The sequence below is a fragment of the Nitrosomonas ureae genome, assembly GCF_001455205.1.
Classification (GTDB): Bacteria; Pseudomonadota; Gammaproteobacteria; order Burkholderiales; family Nitrosomonadaceae; genus Nitrosomonas; species Nitrosomonas ureae.
In genome coordinates this window covers 514,762-533,955 of record NZ_CP013341.1, presented here as the reverse complement: position 1 = coordinate 533,955, position 19,194 = coordinate 514,762, and the positions used below count along the sequence as shown (strand labels likewise).

15 protein-coding genes are annotated in these 19,194 nt (G+C 43.6%); 5 read left to right on the top strand and 10 right to left on the bottom strand.

Going from position 1 to position 19,194, the window contains the following annotated elements; all coding sequences use genetic code 11:
* Positions 1–35: 35 nt before the first annotated feature.
* From ATY38_RS02550 to ATY38_RS02535, 4 genes are all read right to left on the bottom strand, one after another.
* Positions 36–1,070: a methyltransferase gene (locus tag ATY38_RS02550; RefSeq protein ID WP_062557906.1), complete on the bottom strand. Its 1,035-nt coding sequence runs from the start codon at positions 1,068–1,070 to the stop codon at positions 36–38.
* Between the two features lie 63 nt (positions 1,071–1,133).
* The gene (locus tag ATY38_RS02545) at positions 1,134–1,637 is read right to left on the bottom strand and encodes an SRPBCC family protein (RefSeq protein ID WP_062557905.1); all 504 of its coding nucleotides are present in this window, start codon (positions 1,635–1,637) and stop codon (positions 1,134–1,136) included.
* 177 nt (positions 1,638–1,814) lie between these two features.
* The gene (murJ, locus tag ATY38_RS02540) at positions 1,815–3,353 is read right to left on the bottom strand and encodes a murein biosynthesis integral membrane protein MurJ (RefSeq protein ID WP_062557904.1); all 1,539 of its coding nucleotides are present in this window, start codon (positions 3,351–3,353) and stop codon (positions 1,815–1,817) included.
* 111 nt (positions 3,354–3,464) lie between these two features.
* Positions 3,465–4,187, bottom strand: coding sequence for a hypothetical protein (locus ATY38_RS02535; protein WP_062557903.1), 723 nt, complete (start codon positions 4,185–4,187; stop codon positions 3,465–3,467).
* Between the two features lie 167 nt (positions 4,188–4,354).
* Between ATY38_RS02535 and ATY38_RS02530 the strand changes: the two genes are divergently transcribed.
* Genes ATY38_RS02530 through ATY38_RS02520 form a run of 3 tightly spaced genes read left to right on the top strand, consistent with a single transcriptional unit; the run spans position 4,355 to position 6,294 of the window.
* A complete protein-coding gene (locus tag ATY38_RS02530; protein ID WP_062557902.1) occupies positions 4,355–4,669 on the top strand; it encodes a hypothetical protein in 315 nt (104 codons plus the stop codon).
* Positions 4,670–4,679: 10 nt separating this feature from the next.
* Complete coding sequence (locus ATY38_RS02525) at positions 4,680–5,537, top strand: HvfB family MNIO-type RiPP peptide maturase (RefSeq protein ID WP_062557901.1); 858 nt, start codon at positions 4,680–4,682, stop codon at positions 5,535–5,537.
* Positions 5,515–6,294 carry an HvfC family RiPP maturation protein gene (locus ATY38_RS02520; protein ID WP_062560070.1) on the top strand — a complete coding sequence of 260 codons (780 nt, stop codon included), beginning with the start codon at positions 5,515–5,517 and terminating at the stop codon, positions 6,292–6,294. Before ATY38_RS02525 ends, ATY38_RS02520 begins: the two co-directional genes overlap by 23 nt.
* 107 nt (positions 6,295–6,401) lie before the next feature.
* Here ATY38_RS02520 and ATY38_RS02515 read toward each other — a convergent pair whose 3' ends face one another.
* The 6 genes from ATY38_RS02515 to ATY38_RS02490 all read right to left on the bottom strand — a co-directional run bounded on the left by ATY38_RS02515 (position 6,402) and on the right by ATY38_RS02490 (position 17,279).
* Positions 6,402–8,363 (bottom strand): GGDEF domain-containing response regulator, encoded by a 1,962-nt coding sequence (locus ATY38_RS02515; protein WP_062557900.1) that lies wholly within the window; start codon positions 8,361–8,363, stop codon positions 6,402–6,404.
* A gap of 202 nt (positions 8,364–8,565) precedes the next feature.
* Complete coding sequence (locus ATY38_RS02510) at positions 8,566–11,319, bottom strand: hybrid sensor histidine kinase/response regulator (protein WP_062557899.1); 2,754 nt, start codon at positions 11,317–11,319, stop codon at positions 8,566–8,568.
* Positions 11,319–11,750, bottom strand: a complete 432-nt coding sequence (locus ATY38_RS02505) for a YfiR family protein (RefSeq protein WP_235590374.1) — start codon at positions 11,748–11,750, stop codon at positions 11,319–11,321. Before ATY38_RS02505 ends, ATY38_RS02510 begins: the two co-directional genes overlap by 1 nt.
* A 236-nt stretch (positions 11,751–11,986) precedes the next feature.
* Complete coding sequence (locus ATY38_RS02500; protein ID WP_235590373.1) at positions 11,987–13,852, bottom strand: TonB-dependent receptor plug domain-containing protein; 1,866 nt, start codon at positions 13,850–13,852, stop codon at positions 11,987–11,989.
* Positions 13,853–14,174: 322 nt separating this feature from the next.
* Positions 14,175–16,031: an ABC transporter ATP-binding protein gene (locus ATY38_RS02495; protein WP_062557897.1), complete on the bottom strand. Its 1,857-nt coding sequence runs from the start codon at positions 16,029–16,031 to the stop codon at positions 14,175–14,177.
* Between the two features lie 6 nt (positions 16,032–16,037).
* Positions 16,038–17,279 carry a TraB/GumN family protein gene (locus tag ATY38_RS02490; RefSeq protein ID WP_176492689.1) on the bottom strand — a complete coding sequence of 414 codons (1,242 nt, stop codon included), beginning with the start codon at positions 17,277–17,279 and terminating at the stop codon, positions 16,038–16,040.
* A 235-nt stretch (positions 17,280–17,514) separates the two neighbouring features.
* Between ATY38_RS02490 and ATY38_RS02485 the strand changes: the two genes are divergently transcribed.
* Entirely contained in the window at positions 17,515–17,952 is a 438-nt protein-coding gene (locus ATY38_RS02485; RefSeq protein WP_062557896.1) for a hypothetical protein, read from the top strand.
* Positions 17,953–18,471: 519 nt separating this feature from the next.
* Complete coding sequence (locus tag ATY38_RS02480) at positions 18,472–18,978, top strand: L,D-transpeptidase (RefSeq protein ID WP_062560067.1); 507 nt, start codon at positions 18,472–18,474, stop codon at positions 18,976–18,978.
* Positions 18,979–19,194: the final 216 nt, after the last annotated feature.

Genomic DNA, 19,194 nt, shown 5'->3' with positions numbered 1-19,194 from the left:
AGTGGTATTAGAGATCGACGTGAAATAGGTGTAATTTAGGGCTTGCGACCGACTACGATACTGTAGTAACCATAGGCTTTGTGAATTCGAATGTCCTCGAAGCCAATTTCCTTCAGCATCGTTGATAACTCCAGGCCGGAGTACTGCTTGCCTTCAGTCCAGCCCATCATTATCATACTGAAAGCCGCGGATGCAAAAGGACCAGTTTTCTGATCGTTATAGAGCATTTCATGGATCACGATGTGTCCGCCGGATTCAAGGCTGTTGAAGCTTTTTGCTGTTAGAAAATGAGACTTTTCCGGCATCCAGTGGTGATAGACATCTGAGAAGAAATGCAGATCAGCCGTCGGCCAATGGTCACTCCAAATATTGATTGCTTGTGTTTTAATTCGCTCCTGCAAGCCATACTGATTAATATATTCCTGAGCTATCTCGCATACCTGAGGAAAATCCAGAAATATAACTTTCAGATTCGGCAACTTTGATGCCGCGCCAATCGAGTGAGCGGCTGAGCCTCCTGCCACATCGAGCATCACCCGATGCTGGGAAAAATCCATGACCTCAGGCCAAACGAATGCTGACGTTATGCTGATGCTGTGCATCCCACGTGTGAAGCGGTGTAGTAATTCGATCTGTTCTTCATGAGATTTAAAAATATCACCGCCGCCATAAACCTGAGGAGAATCCGTTAGAATTGCTTTTTCCAGTGTAGAGAAAGAACATACTTGATAATTATCGATCATCAGATCCCAAAAAAAGCCGAAGTAATTCGGGCTTTTTTCCAGCAGATATTCTTCGGTTACCGCAGTCAGAAAATAACGCCCTTCCTGTAACGACAAGAAACCCAATGCGGTAGCTACAGTCAGGATTGCTTCTGCTGACCGTTGCTTGATGTTTAGTGCATTGCAAATATCTGCTAATGCTAGCGGACCATCCGCCAGTAGAGGAAATATTTTTAGCCGATGGGCTAGTAATAACGCGGGATAACCATAAACTCCAAAGACCACGTCCCATAACGGACGATCATCTACTTGCGGTACTGGGTTGTTGGAAAAATCGTCTTGTACCATCAATCCTCCTTTTTGTTCATTAGATGCTTAAGCTGCCTACTGCATGATATGGGGTAATGCGAGTCAAGAAATGCGCTTGGATTTATCTGTCTCGAGCAAACGCTTGATGTTTTGCACCGTGCGTTCGGCGCCATCCCTGATGGCAACACGAACCAGTCCTTCAAGGGGGCGCATAATCGGTAAAATTTCAAGTAGTTCAAAAGAAAATGTCAACTTGGTAGAGCACTCAGGATGAATGGCTTGCAATTCATACGTGCAGCGGAATGGATCAGATGTCCCGAGAAGAGTTAGGCGTACACCCGGCTCATAAGCGGATATCTTGAATCTGGATTCTGTGCGGCGCCCCTGATCAATACGTACTTGTCGTCCTTCCGTTCCTAGTTCTACCGGACCAGGGGTGATTTTTTCAAGTTCTTTAACTTCGGGAGACCATAGCGGATAATTCTCAAAAAGGCCATCGGCGATATACTGGAAAAGCGCGGTGGCTGGATACTCTACTATGGTATGGGCTCTACCCACGACCGGATCGGTCGAACCCAAGTTGAGCATGGAACCTAAATTAAACATATCACTGGATCCTTACTGACTAATAAACGTTCAATCATGCTATTGATCATAATTAGCTTAAAACGTTAAACGAATAAGTTTTCAATTTCAAGCACTATATCGGTATAGCGAAAAATAACAAGAAGTCTGTTTTCACGTTAGTGATGTGATGTTTATGGAACCAAGAGGTACAGTATTCTATACAATTTGTTGTTTAGTAAAATCTTTTATACGGAACCCCAGTAACCACAAAGCGGCAAAATAGCTCGAAGCACCCATAATGATTATCCCGCTTAACCGGGCGGTGCGGGTCATTGTGGAATCTGTAAACCAGGAAGCGTCGCTGCCTGCCGTGAACCATAAAACAACCCCCATGCATGCCAAGGCAATCAATATTTTTAGAAAGAAATTAAGCCATCCGGGTTGAGGTTGATAAATTTTGTGGCTACATAATTTATAGTACAGCAATCCTGCGTTAATGCAGGCCCCCAGCCCAATGGCTAATGCAAGCCCGGCATGTTTGAATGGAATGATAAAGGCAAGATTCATCAGTTGTGTGGCAATCAACGTGATAACGGCGATTTTTACAGGTGTTTTGATGTTCTGGCGAGCATAAAATCCCGGTGCGAGGACTTTGACCAGGATTAATCCGAATAATCCAATACTGTAAGCAATTAAAGCTTCACGTGTCATCCATACATCGTGTTCAGTAAAGGCGCCATGATAAAAAAGTGTTGTGATTAAAGGCGTTGCCAGTAATGCCAGCGCTAGTGCTGCGGGCAAGGTCAGTAACATTGTCATCCTTAAGCCCCAATCAAGTAAACGGGAATATTCTTCCGTGCTATTGTTATTGTAATGCCGCGCCAGGGATGGCAGCAGAATGGTACCTAAAGCGACGCCTAACAGGCCAGCGGGAAATTCCATTAAGCGATCGGCATAGTAAAGCCAGGATACGCTGCCCGTAATCAGCAAAGACGCAAATATAGTATTGATCAGGAGGCTGATTTGGCTGACCGATACACCGAAAACTGCAGGTCCCATGAGTTTTATTACACGCCAGGCACCCGTATCCCGGCTCTGGAAACGGATGCGTGGTAGTAATTTGAGGCGCAGCAGGAATGGTACCTGGAATATGAGTTGTAGGGCACCACCAATAAAAACCGCCCAAGCTAGTGCAAGAACCGGTGGATCGATAAGTGGCGTGAGCCACAATGCACATCCGATAAATGACAAATTTAATAATGCGGGTGTGATCGCAGGTACATTAAACCTGCCATAAGTATTGAGTATGCCGCCTGCTAACGCGACCAGGGAGATAAATAAAATATAAGGAAATGTGATCTGCAGTAATTCAACGGTTAGATTGAATTTCTCCGGGTCAGCAGAGAACCCTGGTGCGCTAGCATAGATGATGAATGGCGCTGCCGCGATTCCTATCAGCGTGACAACAAACAGTGTGATGCTCAAAAGCATGGTGATATGATCAATCAACTCGCGAGTTTCTTCGGGTGTACGGGTATTCTTGTATTCCGCAAGAATTGGGACGAATGCCTGAGAAAACGCGCCTTCGGCAAACAATCGCCTTAACAGATTAGGAATCCGGAAAGCGACAAAGAACGCATCTGTTGCCATTCCAGCCCCAAAAATCCGAGCAATCATGATGTCGCGCACAAAACCGAGGATGCGCGATACGAAAGTCATACTACTAAGCGCAGCGAGAGCTTTAAGTAAATTCAACGGGGTATTTAGTTCTTTTTTTTACAGCGGGAAAGAAGGTGCACAGTATCATTAAATTTGTATTATCTAAACTTTATTAATGGTTAAGTTTACTCACAAGAGAATAATTATTTAAAAAAAACTGCCTAATTTCTTTAACCAATCGGGTTCGGACCAATTCCATTGTAAGCAGTATTCCGCGCCCAATTTAGGGTTCTTAACATCGGCTGCAATTTTTGTTTGGCCCGTTATAACCGGAGGCAATAAAGCTTCTTCTTTGCCATCATGTTTGCAAAAGAAACGGGCGGTAGAAACTGCGCGACCCTCGGGCAATTGTACTGCCATGTGCAGATGTTGTGTGTCATCATTAATTACATGTGAAAGCGTACCCTCGCTTTGTGTAAAAGCATCTTGATATTCGCAGGTTAAGGTCAGATCGGAGCCATTGATTAATTTCAATTCGGGTGGAATTCTCATGCAAACCCGATAGTTTCCATTTTCTTTTTGTTGGTTATCCGGCTGTCCATTGTTGATTCTGAAATTGCTGATGCTGCCAATGGCGCGGATATTTTGGAACCAGTATTCTGAATTGTCGACATGACATGCGGTTATTTTTTGGGTTTGTGTCAATGTTGCTTTATTGCCGCCATCATCATGCACAGTTAATATTTTTTTTAAATCTGAAATGGTAAAAGCAGACTTGTTCTGTCGGAATTGATCAAAAATTAGCAGCGCTGCACAAAGCGCAAAAATTAATCCGACAACGAAAAACGGGGTAAGCAGTGCAACCAACGCACCAAAGACAATGATCAATACATTGATGTAAAAAATCATCTGGTTGGGTTTGTTAAACATTCAAAGCTCCTTAGATTATCAAGCATATTCTTATAGTATTTATTGAAGCGCTGAGTTTAACAGAGAGCCGCAAGCAAAAAAAGCAACAAAGAAATCAGCAATTGTTTAACAATTTGCGGTTATTATTATGATCCAATCATATTTATCTTTTTTATGAGGAGAAAACAATGTCGAAAAAAATCATTAAGCCTGTTTCAATTGCTTTAGGTACAGCATTAGTCACCAGTCTGGCAGCAACTAACCTGACTGCCGAGACGCATGCCAATCCGTTTGCAATGAGTGAGCTTTCCAGTGGTTATATGCTGGCATATGGAGACAGTGCAAAGAAAGCTGTGCAAGAAGGAAAGTCTGACGGCAAGAGTGAAATGAAAAAGGATATGGAGGGCAAGTGTGGTGAAGGTAAATGTGGCGGCAAGAAAGAAATGAAGCAAGATATGGAAGGTAAAGACGGCGATAAGAAAGCTGAGCAGGAAAGTAAGTGATGTTGAATCCATGAGCGGAAATGTTTATCCTGTTCATGGCGTAGGTCTTGGTCTGCGGCGATCGATGACAGATTCGCTGGCAGATCAAACTCCACACCAGGTGGATTTCTGGGAGGTCGCGCCAGAAAATTGGATAAGTGTTGGCGGGCGCTACGGGAAAAAACTGCGCGAATTGACTGAGAAATTTCCTTTTATCTGCCATGGATTATCACTTTCAATCGGCGGACCGTTATCATTGGATGAAGCTTTTTTGCAGCGTTTGAAAAGATTTTTTAAAGAGCATTGTATCCGTTATTACAGCGAGCATCTTAGTTATTGTAGTGACGACGGACATCTGTATGATTTGATGCCGATACCTTTTACCGAGGAAGCGGTGCATTACGTAGCGGGTCGTATCCGTTATGTACAAAACATTCTTGAGCAGCGTATTGCAGTGGAGAATGTTTCCTACTATGCGGCGCCCGGTAAGCAGATGGAAGAGATTGATTTCTTGAATGCCGTGCTGCAGGAGGCCGATTGCGATCTATTGCTAGATGTGAATAATATTTATGTCAATAGCATCAATCATCGTTACGATGCCGAAGCGTTTTTGCGAAAATTACCACCTGAGCGCGTCCGTTATATTCATGTTGCCGGGCATTATCAGGAAGCGGAAGACCTGATTGTCGATACGCATGGTGCGGATGTGATAGATCCGGTTTGGCGGTTACTCGAGAAAGCCTATCAGCATTTTGGCGTCATTCCTACTTTACTGGAGCGGGATTTTAATCTGCCGCCGCTGGCAGAATTGTTGCAAGAAGTGGATGTTATCCATTCATTACAGTCAAAATGGTCGTTACAATCCAGTGACTATCTACAACACGGTTGATTATCCTGAGTTTATGCGGCAGCAATACGTTTTTGCGGCGTATATCCGTAATCCGGAAACTAATCCGTGCCCTGAAGCAATCGAAGAACGGCGCATGAAAATATACTGCGAACTGTTCTATAACAACGTAGAGGGTTTTATCGCCAACAGCTTTCCGGTATTGCGTCAAATCATACCGGATAAACAATGGTATGCAATGATCCGGGATTATTTTGCCAATCATTTGTCGCATGCACCATTGTTTCCGGAAATGCCGCGAGAATTTGTTAAATATTTGGAACATGAACGAACGATGCAACCCGATGATCCGCCCTTTATTCTGGAATTGGCCCATTATGAGTGGGTTGAGTTAGCACTTTCAATATTGGATGAACACGTAGAAGAAGAAATAATAATCCCAGATAGCGACTTTCTTGATGCTATTCCGGTGATTTCCCCGTTAGCCTGGCCATTGAATTATCACTTTCCCGTACATAAAATCAGTTCGGATTTTCAGCCATGTGTACCCGGAGCGATGCAAACACATTTGATTGTTTATCGAGATGCCGATTTTGAGGTACATTTTATGGAAATTAATTCAGTGACTGCCCGTTTGTTGCAGTTGATCAGCACCAATGATCATAAATCTGCACGGATATTGTTGCAACAAATAGCCGTTGAGCTGAATCATGTGCACCCTGATATTGTTATTCACGGCGGAATGGAGGTGTTGGATGAACTACGGAAGCGTCACGTGATTTTAGGCATCTATTCCTGATACACTCAATCAAATTATTCTACACTTGACGTTTGTAGGCATATACATAAGCAAATCGTAACATCAAGAGCACAATTAATGCAGGTGTTTTATTTAAATAAAAGATTCTATTTTTCTTTATCTGCGGGTGGATCAACTTTCTTGGTAGATGGAGGTGGAGGTGCAGCCAGAAGTTTATCTTTTAGTGCCAGATAGACCCGATTCCTGCCTGCATTTTTGGCTGCATATAGCGCTTTATCGGCCGCAATGACGAGATGATCTTCGTTTTTCATATTGATTTCCTTTAAAGCAACGCCAATACTTATCGTGATTCGAATATGAATCTCGCCGATACTGATTTGCTGCTGGCTTATTTGATGGCGAAGCCTTTCTGCAAAAAGGATGGACGATTTGACATCAGCATTACCTAGCTGACATACAACCAGAAACTCCTCTCCTCCCATGCGGCAAAAAGTATCGCCTTTACGCGCGGTTTTACGAATAATCGAAGAGACTTCTTTAAGCACTTTATCGCCAATTGAATGCCCATAATTGTCATTGATCGATTTAAAATGATCAATGTCGATGAGCATAATTACCATTAGCTGACCGGATCGGTTAGCGATGCTCCATGTCTCGGACAGTGTTTCCATGCCAGAGCGCCGATTGGGTAATTCTGTGAGCATATCGGTCAAGGCATAGTACTCTAGTTTCCGATTGGTGACTGCTAATTCAGCGGCAAAACGCTTGAGCTGCTCGCGATCCCGTTCCCACGATTCCTGTAACTGCCGATAGTGCCAAGCTGCGCGTAATCGGGCTCGAAAGGCGCGAATATTGATGGGCTTGGTTACATAATCATCAACACCCGCATTAAATGCTTTAATAACTTCTTCTTCGTCTTCTATGCTGGTAAGCATAATAACGTATAAGTTCTGGCCCCATTCAGTTGCTCTTAATGACTTGGTTAACTCGAGACCATTCATGATTGGCATCATCCAGTCGGTAATGACTATGTGGGGCGATACTTCCATCGCCAGTGCCAATGCTTGCTGACCATCGTTAGCGGTATACACAGTGTGACCCAGAACATTAGAGAGTAATTCTTTGGAAAGAATGAGATTGGTTGGATCATCTTCAACCAGTAGAACGCGCAGTGAAGAGGCATTGGTTGCGTCTTCCGGACGTGGTGCCGCCGCACTCATCATTTTATGGAAGGAGGGAAGCTGTTCCTTAGCTGTTATCTTGAGTATTTTTCCCCATATATGCCATTCCTGCATGATTTGGTCGATAGAGTCGCCAAAGGTTTCTGTATCCAGACCGATTTTTCCACCCAGTAATAATAATTCAGAAATGCACTGGCTTCGTTCGGATTCTTTGGTTAATGCAAAATCAGCAATCTGTTTTGCCAAATAAAGCTGATGCAGAATTTGGTAAGGGCGGGAACCTTCAGAGAATCCGGAATTTTCCGGTGTTTCATGATAGTAAATCGGTTCCACAAAAATTGTTGGAAAACCAAAATTAATTAACATCGCGGCTGTTAACTCATTATGATCAGTCTGTAAGTACTGTTGCTCCAATTGTTGCAGAGGAATGCCCCGGGATTGTTGCTGTATAAGTTGGGAATATTGATCGGGATAAATTGAAGCGAGTGCCAGGCAACCGATGCGCATCATCAAGCCGCAGGAAAATAAATCTTCGGATGAAGAAGCTTGGGTTGTCTTACTCAATTTCTGCACTGCGATCGCCATCAATAGCGAATGTGACCAGAATTCCTGGTAATCAAATCCATTGCTTGGGTCTTTCGAATATTGGTCAATGAGCGAAAAACCCATGGCGAGTTGTTTGACGGCATTTAGACCAACATGAGAAACGGCTTCTGCTATGGATGAGATAGCGCGTGTAGTTTGTTTAGTGGCATTGGCGCGCTGGATCAATCGGCCTGCGAGTGCAGGATCAGTTTGAATGAGCTTGGTAATTTCATTGATGGATATATCTTCTTGACGACAAGCTTCCAGCAGTGCCAGAGCAACACCTTTAGGGCTAGGCAATAACGTGCTAATTTTTAGTTGGTTAAGATCAGCTATTTTCATGATCGATCGTAAGATTGTCTTTAATGCTTAAAATATCACAAAGAAGTTTTGAATTTATAAATAGGTGTTTTAATAATTGATTAGAGAACAGCCTGTGCCGGTATTTTTCAGCGCTATCTGAACTTGATGATTCCGCAGCTTGTATAAAAGAGTCTGGCTGCTACTGCATCAGTGGCTGATAAGATTTTAAAAAATCTTTCCGTCACGATGCGGTAAGAATTTTTCTTATTTCGGTAACCACACTTTGATATTGTGAACGCATATTTTCTTGTAATGCTTTTGCACGTGTCAATTCGCCCACACGTCCATCAATTTCAAGTTGCTTGAAGATGGCGGATAGACTTTCTGCGCCTATATTTCCGGAGCTGGACTTTAAAGTATGTGCCGATTGTCGCAGACTTTCAGCGTCATTATGAAGAATTGCCAGTTCAAGCTGCAGTAGACTGTTATCAGCAGATTCGAGAAAAGCTTGGAGAATCTTTTGCAATAGATTGCTTTCTCCGGTAGGGTCAAGTTCGCGAATCTGCTCAAGCCTGACCAGATTGAGTGCCGGTGCTGTGCTAGTATCCGATTTTATTGCAACAGATTTTGATTTCTCGGTATTCATAGGATTGTCTTTTTCTTGGGGTAACCATTGAAGGATTTTTTGCTGTAATTGATCAAGCGAGTAAGGTTTGGAAAGAAAATCATCCATTCCCGCGTTTAAACATTGAGTGCGATCGTCTTCGGTGGCATTAGCCGTCAGAGCAATGATTGGAATCATGTTAAGTTGTTGCCGAATTTGTGTCGTGGCTTCAAAACCATCCATTACCGGCATTTGACAATCCATTAAAATAATATCGTAGTGATGCTCTCGGACCAGATCGACAGCTTGCTTGCCGTCATGTGCAATCACAGTATTCAGTCCCAACCGGCTTAACATTGCCTTAGCCACTTCTTGATTGACCGGATTGTCCTCCGCCAATAAAACAGTTCCCTGTAAGTAATGGCTGAGAATGGGGGGGGGATTTTGCATGGTTGCAACTGGCTTATCGAGATTGCGTCCCATGACATCCGTGATAATATCGATTAACTCTTTCTGGCGAACTGGCTTATTGACGTAGCGTAAAATCCCCACATTATCTTTTGCTAACTGGGTAACGTCATTATGAGTTGAAGTTAACATCATTATGCGGGTTTTATTTAACGTAGGATCGGCATGAATTTTTTTTGCCAATTGCAGCCCGTCCATTTTGGGCATATGCATATCCAGAATGACTAAATGATAAGGCTCATTGAGATTAAGAGCTTCTGTCATGGTGGATAAGGCTTGGTCGGCACTATGGGCGCACACCGCGCGAATTTTCCAGTTTTGCAACTGTAGCTTAAGAATCTCCCGATTAGTTTGATTGTCATCTACAACCAGTATTCTGATGCCGGCTAAATCATTTATATTGGGTTGATGTGCGTGCTCAAGAGCAGATTTTTCCAATTCCAGATTAATCTGGAATTTGGCACCTTGACCCGGGGTGCTGTCGACATGAATGCTCCCCCCCATTAATTCCAGTAATTTTTTACAGATCGTGAGGCCAAGGCCGGTACCCCCATATTGACGTGTAGTCGATCCGTCCGCTTGAGCGAATTGCTGAAAAATCTTTTTATGATAATCTGGGAGGATTCCAATACCGGTATCTTCAACGCAAATTCTGAGATTTACCCTGGATTCGGCTGCTTCACAGAGCTGGGTGCGAATCACAACCTCTCCTTGCGAAGTGAATTTGATGGCATTACTGATTAGATTTGCAAAGATTTGCCGTAGTCGGAACGAATCGCCTCGTACCATAAAAGCCCTATTGGGCGGTATGAATTGCGCGGCTAATTCCAATCCTTTTTTGTCGGCAGGTTGTGCAAACATTGCTAACGTATCTTCAATCAGCTGAACCAGATCAAAATCAATGTTCTCCAGTTCCATATGATCCGATTCAATTTTAGAGAAATCAAGGATGTCATTAATGATTCCTAACAGATGTCGACTTGAACTTTGGACTGTTTCAGCAAATCGTTGTTGATCTCGATTCAATTGGGTTTGTAAAAGTAGCTCAGTCATTCCTAGAATTCCGTTCATCGGAGTGCGGATTTCATGGCTCATGGTCGCTAGAAATTCGCTCTTGGCCTTACTGGCGGCTTCCGCTGATTCTTTCGCCAGTACTAATTCTGCTGTTCTTTTTGTCACTTCCTCTTCAAGATGGTTCAGATGATTTGCCAACTTCGCATCACGTTCTTGAATCATTTCCAGCATGTTATTGAATCCTTTGGATAGTGCATTCAATTCTGTGATAGCGCTGGATCCAGTTCTTGTTGTGTAATCTGCCTTACTGGTAACATGCTCCATATTTGTGTAGAGATGGTTAAGCGGATCCAGTATGGATCGGTTTAGCCGCAGTAGTCTCAGATGCGCGATCAATAAAGCAAATGTAGCGGCTGTGAGGGTAATAATGATGTGCCAAAGGATTTGCCAATAAAGTGGTGCCAGTGTGATTTCCAAATATAAACCACCTAACAGCTGATCATTGAAGTGAATGGGCTGGGTAATCGTTAAGAAACGAAAGCCTGTTTGAGAATCTTCTTCCAAGGAAAGCAAAGTTTGGGGAGGTAGTTTACTGGTAACTGAATATTGCACAAACTGTTCTTTTGTCTCGTTGTAAATAGCGGCAATCTGAATTTCCTGAGTATTATTCAGAGAATGTAATAGTGTTTGAGCTGTATTAGTGTCCTGAAACATCAATGTGGCTACTGCATTTTCCGCCAATAACTTAGCTGTTGACTGGCTGGATTTTAATAGTGAATAAAAACTGATGAAGAAGCTGCTGCAAATGACGAGAGTTGCAACCATCAGCATGGCAGTACTCTGTGTAGCAAAGCTGATTTGTTGCAATTTTGAACGTAATGTAATGGTCGTCGATGATGTATTCTTCATTATTGATATACCTTACTGGCAAAACGTAGTAATTGGGAGCTGAGCCTTAAGCCGCTGTTCTTTGCCGTGATGATATTGGCTTCAAATGTAATTTTTCCTTCTTTTACCGCCATGTTTAGCATAATGCCTTGCGAAGCGGTACCTGGGGTATCGGCAACAGTAAGGATGGGTCTTTCATGCGACAGCATGATGATGTCATCGAGATTGCCAATGACTGACCGGGTGATGAATATCATTTGGCAATTGGAGAGATCATTGATATTTTTCGTATGCCGAATGATTATTTCGTGACCGTTAATTTTCTTTTGCTGTAAATGCTGTAAGTGTTCTCCAAACGGATCGTCACCATAAATGCATAAATTCAAATCCTGGCCATGCCGATCAGGCCATTCAGTATATGCAGCAAAATTGTATAAAAAGGCTACTTTCATCCGGTATTCCGTCGGTTGTTCTGCGTATGTCATTGGTGAATAACTTAATATCAAAAGCCAGGATAGCGGTATCAGTGCAAGATAAAATAAACTGGGTTGTTGATAATAAAATAGGAGCTTATGCTTACTATTTAAGGTTACATATTTCGATTTTAGGAATAGCCGAATTTTTCTGCATGAGCGTCTAATAACCTGTAGGTCCGTCTTTGTATAAAGGAATACCATAATCGCTTGCCTTAGAAGCGATAATCCAATCTGAGGCGAGCGGTGCGACCTGGCTGCCAGAAAGTATTTTGCCAGTTGGTATCCGCGGCCGGGTGCAGATAGTTCTCATTAAATAGATTATAAAAACTGAGCGATGCTTCCAGCCCTTTTATCCTGGGAACATCGGTTACGAAATTAAGATTGGAAAGTACATAACTATCGGTATTGCTGCCATCGAGGGTTTTGCGTTTACCGTAGTACTGCAATTCATAACCGGCTCGTAGACCAGTCATCAATGGTATCGGGACCGATAGATTGATTTTTCCCAGATGATAGGGTGAATTGGGAAGATGCGAGTCTTGTTGTTCGGCGTTCTGGATGCCATAACTCCCGCGAAAGCGTGCACCCCAATGCCAGGTTTTGTCCAGAGATAATTCGGCGCCTCTGGCTAATACTTTTTTTGATGTCGATTGATATTGCGAAAGCCCGCTGACGGGATCTATTCCTAGCGTGATAAGGTTGTACATATCCCAAGCGTATACGGTTGCACGCAGATTCATGTCCGGCAGCGGACGGTAATCCGTGACCAGTTCGGCGGTATCAATGGATTCACTGTGTAAACCCGGATTGGCCACTTGAGATACGCCGTCATAATAATCGCGCTCAAAAGAATTCGGTGAACGATGGGCGCGGCCGTATAGGGCCTTGAGAGTGGTTTTGGAGGTGGCTTGCCAGATGAGCGCTCCGCGCGGACTTAACCGGTTGCCAATCCAATCGTTGTGATCGTAACGTAATCCAGCGGTAAGCGATAGGGTATTGGTAATGCTCCATTCATCTTGAGCATATATACCGACTCGTACCACTGAACTCTTAATCGCAATATTCTCGGCGGGATTATCAAAATTCTGGAAAGCTTGCTTGATCTGGGTATTGTTTTGATATTCGACGCCAAACATCAGCTTGTGATCGGTAATCGCGGTAGAGAGGAGTCGCAATTCCAATCCATGCCAGTCGCTTGGTCCGGTAGATAAAGTTTTTTCCCCACCGTAAATTAACGGATTGTCATAGCGATATTGACCGAGAAACAAGCGGCCGAGTACATTTAGGGTATCGTTGGCGAAATTGTCATTGTACTGAATTTGTGTGTTGAGACGGCGATCGCGTTGAAATTGGCCTGCTACCAAAGGATCTGAGAAAGATATACCCGTAGGATCTTCTTTGCGCCGGTCACCATAAATAAAATCAAATGAGAATGCACCATGTGAGGCGCGTGCAAACATTTGTTTGACGTTTTCTCCATCCAGGCGATGTGCTACTCCGGAAATTCCGGAATCGCCAAATTCGAAGAAGTGATCCGTTCCACGAGACTGCAAACCGGAGAATGAGATCAATGCATCTGTGCCATTGTCGAATTGCTTGCCTAAGGTGACGCGCTCCTGTGGCATGATTTCGGCTGTTTGATAAGAGGCTGAAACTTCCGCTCCTTTAATGTCAGCGCCTTTGCGGGTGATGATATTAACTACACCCAGCATGGCATTTTGGCCGTAAACAGCGCTGCCCGGTCCAGGTATAAATTCGATTCGTTCGATCAGGTCGATATCCAGTGGGAAATCACGCCCCGTCGGTCCTTGATCATAGGTGGCATCGTTCATGCGGTTGCCGTTGATCGTAATCAATACGCGCGTATTGAAATCGCCAGGCAACCCAAGACCACGCGTACCCAGATATTCATATTGATAATCATACGTGGTATGAATTCCGGGGAGACTGGCCAGCGCCTCACCCAGCGTGCGCCAGCCATAGTTTCTGATATCTGCGCGAGTAATCACGCTGACCGCAGCAGCAACTTGCTGTTGTTTTTGTTCATACTTGGAAGCACCTACAATGTTGATATTCATCAGTTGCTCCAAGCTCAATTGTTCTAGGTTCGCTGTAGCAAATGCCGGATGTGCTGTTGTAAAAAGCAAAGCGAATAGCAGCCCTGCACTTGCGGAAAAATACAGGATGAGCGAGTGGAACTTTTGTGGAATGAGCACGATGAGTCGCTTGATGTTTAAATATTATTATTTAAACATGTCAATCGGCTGCTCAAAATCCGGGAAATAGGAGTTTTATTACCTTAAATCATTAAGTGATGCGTGGGTGGTTTGTCTTTATTGAAATTGCCGGATATCAGATGGTATACAATGCGTTATACAGGTTGTGTTTTTAATCGATTAGTTAAGACAGATCGTTCTCCAGTAATCCAAGAAATCCACCTGACTGATGATTCCATAATTGTGCATAAAGTTGATTATTGGCAATGAGTCTGGCGTGACTGCCTTGCTCAACGATGCGGCCTTTATCAAAGACAATGAGTCGATCCATTGCAGCAATCGTTGAGAGCCGGTGCGCGATCGCGATCACTGTTTTTCCTTCCATCAATTGATAGAGGCTTTGCTGAATGCTGGCCTCGACTTCGGAATCCAGTGCGGAAGTAGCTTCGTCGAGCACCAGGATGGGTGCATTTTTTAACAGCACGCGAGCGATGGCGATGCGTTGTCGCTGACCACCAGACAGTGTGACGCCACGTTCACCGACATGGGCGTTGTAACCCGTCCGGTTTTTGATATCTCTCAGCGATTGAATAAAGTCGTGTGCCTGGGCTTGTTTAGCGGCTATGATCATTTGTTCTTCGGTAGCATCCGGCCTGCCAAACAAAATATTGTCGCGTACTGATCGGTGCAGTAGGGAAGTGTCCTGTGTCACCATGGCAATATTAGCACGCAGGCTATCCTGTGTGACTGTACGGATATCCTGTTTGTCGATGGTTACGTTGCCATGCTGAACATCATAGAATCGCAATAGCAAATTAACGAAGGTTGATTTGCCAGAACCGGATCGACCCACAATACCTACTTTTTCACCGGCTGCAATGTGCAAGCTGAGATCATCGAAAATGTTCATGGATTCTTGATGTTCAGAGTGATAGGAGAAGGAAACGCGACTGAAATGGATGGTGCCTTGATGCACCTTTAATTCCATAGCATTGGGTATATCAGTGACAAGTTGTGGTTTGGAAATTGTGTTGATACCGTCTTGGACGGTACCCATGTTTTCGAACAGCGTGTTGACTTCCCACATGATCCAATGTGACATGCCGGTCAATCGAATTGCGAGACTCATGACGATGGCTATGGCGCCCGGCCCGATATCCCCTTGTAACCAGATCGTTAGGCCTAATGCACCGGTTGCGAATACCATCATCATATTGATGACCCAAACACAGAAGTTTAGGCCTGTCGATAAGCGCATTTGAGGGTGCACGGTTGCCATGAATTCTTCCATGCCTGCCTGAGCGTATGCCGATTCTCGTTGACTCCGTGAAAACAACTTCAATGTCAGTATGTTGGTGTAGCTGTCAACAATACGTCCGGTCATGAGCGCGCGTGCGTCGGCTTGCAAGGTGGATATACGTTTCAATCGAGGAACAAAATAGGACAAAATAACAATATATAAAACAAGCCACACCAGCAATGGTAAACATAAAACCGGATCTGCATTGATAACCAGGAATAAGGTGGTGGTCAAGTAAACCGAGACAAACAGCATGACATCAATCAGCTTGAGTACTGTTTCACGGACGGATAATGCGGTTTGCATGACTTTGGTAGCGATGCGGCCGCTGAATTCGTGCTGAAAAAATGCATAGCTTTGATTCAGCAGATAACGGTGCGACATCCAGCGCACACGCATGGGAAAGTTGCCCATCAATGTTTGGTGGATGACCAATGAATGTAACAATACCAATAACGGTATTACTACCAGTATGAAAACCGACATGCCGAGCAAGGTTGGCCATTCTTCTTCCAGAAAGTTCCCCGTTCTCTTTTCCGCCAGCCAATCGACCATTCGTCCTAGAACGCTGTAGAGCATGGCTTCACTGATCGCAAGGCAGGTAGTCAGAATTGCTAGTAATACAAGATAAGGCTCGATGCCCTGAGTGTAATGGCGGCAAAACTGGTACAACCCCTGCGGTGGTTCAATGGGGTGTTCCGGAGGGTAAGGATTGATCAGGCGCTCGAAGAAGCCGAACATAACTGTCTAACTTGAGCTAAGTTGCTCGAAAATTCTGAATCCAGCGACATACGTGCCAATCGCGGAACCAAGTGTAGAAAAAATAAAAATCAATAAGATGCGTGTAACCTGATTGTTCCACCATCCTTTTAGAGTGGTTGTGTCAGTTCTGAGCCGTTTAAAATCGCCTACTTCCGGCTTGCGCAAATAAGTTTCTACGGCGGCTACTACCATGCCCGCACCAATGGTTGGATTGAGTGATGTTAACGGGGCCGCCAGAAAAGCGGCCAGAATTGAGAGTGGATGCGCGAAAGCTATCGCTGCACCCAATGCCGAAAGCCCGCCATTGATCAGTATCCAATCAATGACCATGGTTGTTCCCAGTTCCGGACTGCGCATAAAGCCAATAACAAATCCTGTGAGAATAAGTGCAACAACCAGCCATGGAATAAATTTGAGCCATTGAGAGGTAGGAGGAATAGTATCCAATTGCACAATTCGTTCATTCGGACTTGTGATGCTTTGTGCCTCAAGTTGTTGCGCCATACCATTCAAATGACCGGCGCCAATCACCGCGAGGATATGCTGATAGTTGTTTTCTTTGCTTTCTCTGAGAAGACGGGCGGACATGTATTCATCCCGTTCACTGATGAGGGGGTGGAATAAATCTTTTTCATTTTCGGCAAACTGCGAGAAAGAGCTTTCCAGAACATCCCCTTCCTTAAGCTTCTCAATTTCCTCGGCGCTGAATTTTTCTTTGCTGATTACACTTGCAATTAAACCAGCGAACAGATTCATGCGTTTCCACCAGGGGACATTATGATAGATCCGTTTCATCGTTGTGCCAATCTCTCGATCTATGAGTAAAACCGGTAACTTAGCAGCTTGTGCATCTCTGATTGCCACGCGCATTTCGGCTCCCGGTTCAATGCCGAACTGTTCTGCCATGCGTTGCTGGAAGGCGCCCAATGCGAGACTCGCAGCGACCATGCTGGCTTGACCTGTTTTGATTACTTGGAAAAGATCCATCTTAGCCATAGCATCAGGGTTGACGATAACTTTGTGTCGACTCGGGCACAATTCAACCGCTACTGCATCATAATTTCCTGTGGCTATTAATTCCTGTACTTTATCCGCGCTCGCTTTTGAGACATGCGCGGTTCCCAGTAATGTGATGCTGCAGTTATTTACTTTAACAGTTCTGATCGGTTCGGCGCGAGTGCTGGATATGCCGGATGTCTCAGCGGTTTGTTCTTCGATATTGATCATGGGTTATTGGATGAAATAAATCATAAAGGAATGGCGGATGATACCAGTATTGCATAACAGTACAGTAGTTATCACGAGGATAGTTAGGATGAATAGCATTGCGGTAAGAATGAACGGTTGAGTATAAGCGCTGGCGGATGTAAAGAGTTGTAGTATCGGTGTACAATTCATAAAAATAGATGGTAGTGTGATAGTTATTTGCAAGCATAATAAATTCGAGGGAAAAGTAATTATCATGAAGAAACTTATTGTCGCTGTTCTTTTTGCCTTAGCTATTATGTTATCCGGTTGTGCATCTTCATCAGAAAAATATAATGCGCCCTATATATCGCCCGCACAATTTCAAACTTATAGTTGCGCTGAATTATTGGCTGAGATTGAGCGAATTCAATCCAGAGTCAGTTATTTAACAGGTAGATCAAATGGCAATGTGTCGGCTAATGGTAAGTTGGCACTGGATGCGGATTTATCACTTTCATGGACAGCGTTATTTGCGCTAGCGGGATCTAAAGAACAAGAATCTGAATATGCGCAACTTAAAAGTGAGTATGATGCAATACAACAATGGGCGGTTATCAAGCAGTGTTCGGATGTAATTCCTCCCGCTGAAAAGCCTCCTGAGTTCGATCCAGATCTGGTGGAAAGATTTATATCAAATCCGATTGTTAGTTAGCGAGGTATTAGAAAGTGAAGAGCTTGGATACAAAATGATAGCGTGCTAATTGGTACCGATGTATTTTTTGCAGATCCGAGATAAAATCCGGGTTAGCTCGATATTTTCGCAATATCCATTAGTTCTTTCTGGAATCTATTAAATTTACAGTGAGGCAGATACGCTGATTAGGACGTTCTCTAGAGCATTGCCTGGTAGCCGCTTCATTGCGAGCTGCTGATCATCGTTAGTGAAGTGTTGTTTTCTACTCAAACCAAACGGATCGAAACGCGAAATGATGTGTGCAATAGGCAGCGACAGAATTCATTAATTTGCGAACGCACGATTGTCAGCTATCAATTATTCAACATGAGGCAGTAATAGCGAATACATACGCACCTTAATGTGAGTTTACAGAGGCTGGAATTATGACATAATTAATCAATTTAACTGACTAATTAAATTTGAAAAGTGATTTGGCTAATTTTTTTTAAAGATTATTTAAAAATTTTATTAATTGGATTGTTTGTTTTTTCAATTATGCAAAATGTTGTTCGGGCTGATAATGGAATCTGGATAGATGTAGACACGGTTGAGCAAACATTGTCAGTGATGCAAGGTGATATCGTTCAAGCGGTTTTTGAGAATGTCGCCATTGGCCGTTATGGCACTACTTGGTCTAAGGTGACAAAAGATGACAAGACCCCTTTGGGTAGATTCAAAGTCGGCTGGGTTAATGAAAAAAGCCGTTATTATCGCTTCTTTGGTCTTGATTATCCCAATCTTGACACGGCGAAACGTGCATTGGAAGAAAACAGGATTGATGAAGAAACTTGGTTGTCAATCAAGCAAGCAAAAAGTAGCGGGAGAACACCTCCGCAGGATACATTGCTTGGAGGACATATTGGAATACATGGTATTGGAAGAGGTGATCAAGAAATTCATCATAAATACAACTGGACGAATGGTTGCGTTGCGCTGACAAATGAGCAAATAGATCAGCTGGGTAAATGGATTAAACCAGGTATATGGGTGAATATCCGTTAGCAATAATTCCATAATCCATATGATTTGTATGACTTTGTTGTTAATTACTTGAGCTTGTGCCTGCGTAGAAATACATAATTTTATTATGTACTTAGTGCGTTATTTGTTGGGTTTATAGCTAAGCTGTTGGTAAATTAGTCATAAAATCCATTTATTTTGCGAAAGAAATCGGATAAGATTCCAATGCGTTGCTGGTATGTGGTATCAGTGGCTAGT